Raw genomic sequence first — 2,925 nt, 5'->3', positions numbered from 1 at the left:
TGTTCAATTTAAGATTGAACAAGGGTTTGGTTAAACATGCCTTTTTTCTGTCTACTTTTAGTTGACAACTTCATTACTTTTTGGACATTCACTTTTGGACAAGCTAAAAATGAAACAAGCCGTAGGGGAAACTCGACTCACATTCGTTCGCTGAGTAAGCGATTCACACCAAATCATAGATTTGGGTTCTCTGCTTAATACCCTTCAACAGCTTAATTTCACATGCCTGCTCCAGAAAAAAAATGTATCATATTTCTAGTGTAGTTTAGTAATTTTGATTTCTCAAGAGTGTATACATAGTCCATTTATAAGTTTGATTATTCATTTGGATATCTATATCTACCATTTAATGTTAAAGTAAAAAAATTGCAAATTTTAATTTTCTAATGAAATGAAATAAGATAATATGAAGATATAAAAAATATTTTTGATTTTGTGCAACATTTTCTTAAGTTGGATTGTATTGTATATAGAAAGATAATAAATTTAAATATAAATAATGATAGATTGAAAGGAATGAGGTTATTTATGAAAAAGAAAAGAATTATTAATTTATTTTTGATAGTTTGTTTATTATTATCAACAATTTCCTTGCCTACATTTGCTGCTGAGGAAGATGGAAAAGGGTTAGAAAAGGCAATTGTTGCAGCAAAAAATATAATTACTGTTCCTGATAATTATACGGATTTTAAAAGTAGTTCAGAGGAACGCGATACAAGTAATGGTAAAGTTAGAGTTTGGAGGTTGAATTGGAGGCAAAAAGAAGATAAAAGTGGTTTTATATCGGCATCTGTTGATGAAGATGGGTTCTTATATGAATATAATAGATATAATGACAATGAAAATTCTAATGGATTAGCTAAAGTTACAAAGGAGAAAGCACAAGCTTCAGCAGAAGAATTTTTAAATAAAGTAGTTCCTAATTATTCAAGCCAAATGAAAAAAGTTGAAGATGATTCAAATACATATTCAAATGAAGAGTATTATTTTAAGTATCAAAGATTTGTGAATGAAGTACCAGTTAATTTTATTAATGTAAACATAGGAGTAAATAAATATACTGGCGAAGTAACTTCATATAATGGAGGAAGTCCTGAAGGAAGAGGAATTCAATACCCAAATAAAGATGGAATTATCCAAATTTCTGAGGCAGAAAAAGGGTATGTAGAAAAATTAGGAGTTAAGTTAAAATATTATTCTTATTATGATTATAGTAAAAATAAAATGAATATATTTGCAGGTTATTCTATTAATGAAAATAAGAATAAGGCTATTGATGGAAAAACAGGACAAGTTGTATCTCTTTATAAAGATGATCCGATTTATAATATGAAAGATCTTGCAAATGGCGTAACTGCAGATAAAAGTGTAGTTAAATCAAAACCAGAATTAACTAAGGAAGAAATTGATGCAGTTAATAGTGTGAGAAATCTTATTACAAAAGAAAAGGCTGAAAATATTCTTAGAGAAACATTTGATATAGTCACTTCTGATATGAAATTGAAAGATGCCTCTTTAAATAAAGATATTATTAATGATAAATATATATGGAATATCTCTATTGACGGAGCGTATGGAGAAGTTGATGCAAAATCAGGAGAAATAATAAATTTTAGTTATTACAAAGACAATAATGTTAAAGGAGATAAAATATCTAAAGCACAAGGACAAAATACAGCGGAAGCTTTCTTGAGAAAAAATGTAAGTGATAAATTTAATCAAACAAAATTAGAAGATATAAAAGAACCTATATTAAAAATTGCTACGACTAATGAAGAAAAAACTTTTTCCTTTAATTATATACGTCAAGTAAATGGAATTGAGTTTTCAAATAATTCCTTAAATGTTGAAGTAGATAATGCTAGTGGAAAAGTAATTGGATATAATAATAGATGGTATGACAATGTTTCATTCCCAGCTGTTAATCAAGCAATGAATAAAGAAGCAGCTTTTAATATATTTAAACAATTAGAAGGGTTTCAATTAGAGTATGCAAGATTAGATAAGAACGTAATTGGTTTAGTTTATAATTTTAAAGATAATAATGGAGAAATTATTATTGATCCTATAAGTGGAGTAAGGTTGGATTACACTGGAAAAGCTTATAAAGAAAATAAGTTACCAGAATATACAGATATAAAAGGACATTGGTCTGAAAAAATTGTTAAGGAACTTTTAGACAATGGGTATTATATTAATCAAGGAAAATTTAATCCTGACAACAATATAACTCAAATTGATTTCTTTAAGTACTTATATTCACCAGTAAGAAATAGTTATAATACTGATGATGAATTTTATGATATGCTAGTACAGAACGGGATAATAAAAAAAGAAGAGAAGGCTCCAAATTCAATAGTTTCAAATGGAGAGGCAGCCAAATTTGCTACAAGATATTTAGGCTATGAAAAAATTGCATTGCATTCAGAGATATTTAATAATCCATTTAAGGATAACATAGATGATAAGTATAAAGGATATGCAGCAATATGTTATTCGCTTAAAGTCATTGCAGGAACCAATGGTAATTTTGATCAAAACCACAATTTAAGTAATGCTGATGCAGCAGTTATTGTGTACAATCTAATTAACTTATCAAATAAGAGTTGAATTACAATTAAACTTCATAAATTAGTAGAGTAGTTTAAGAAAAAAGATTTGAAGTAAAAAGCTTTGAATCTTTTTTTCGTGCTTATAAGTCACTTTATGCCGATAGATAAAATAAATAGAAGTCAACATTTCCAAGTGTATCAATATGCATATAAATGAATAAAATAGAGTATTATTGAGAAATATTAATGTAAATGATGTTAAAGACTAGATTTGTAGAAATATTGATAGAATAGAGATGTTAAGATAAAACACGTCGCTGAGATGCGTAAACAACTAAAAACGAATTGATTGATGAAAGTTATAAAGATAACT

At 27.4% G+C, this 2,925-nt stretch carries 1 protein-coding gene; it reads left to right on the top strand.

Going from position 1 to position 2,925, the window contains the following annotated elements; translation table 11 throughout:
• The first annotated feature begins 528 nt into the window (after positions 1–528).
• Complete coding sequence (locus L3B98_RS28765; RefSeq protein WP_238919214.1) at positions 529–2,610, top strand: YcdB/YcdC domain-containing protein; 2,082 nt, start codon at positions 529–531, stop codon at positions 2,608–2,610.
• The last annotated feature ends 315 nt before the right edge of the window (positions 2,611–2,925 follow it).

The sequence above is a fragment of the Clostridium sp. YIM B02555 genome (genome assembly GCF_022320955.1).
GTDB lineage: Bacteria > Bacillota > Clostridia > Clostridiales > Clostridiaceae > Clostridium > Clostridium saccharoperbutylacetonicum.
This window is presented reverse-complemented; position numbering and strand designations above follow the sequence as displayed.

What these genes read in the sequence shown, in the direction of transcription:
- L3B98_RS28765 (WP_238919214.1), top strand. Translation starts at nt 529, where the DNA reads ATGAAAAAGAAAAGAATTATTAATTTATTTTTGATAGTTTGTTTATTA.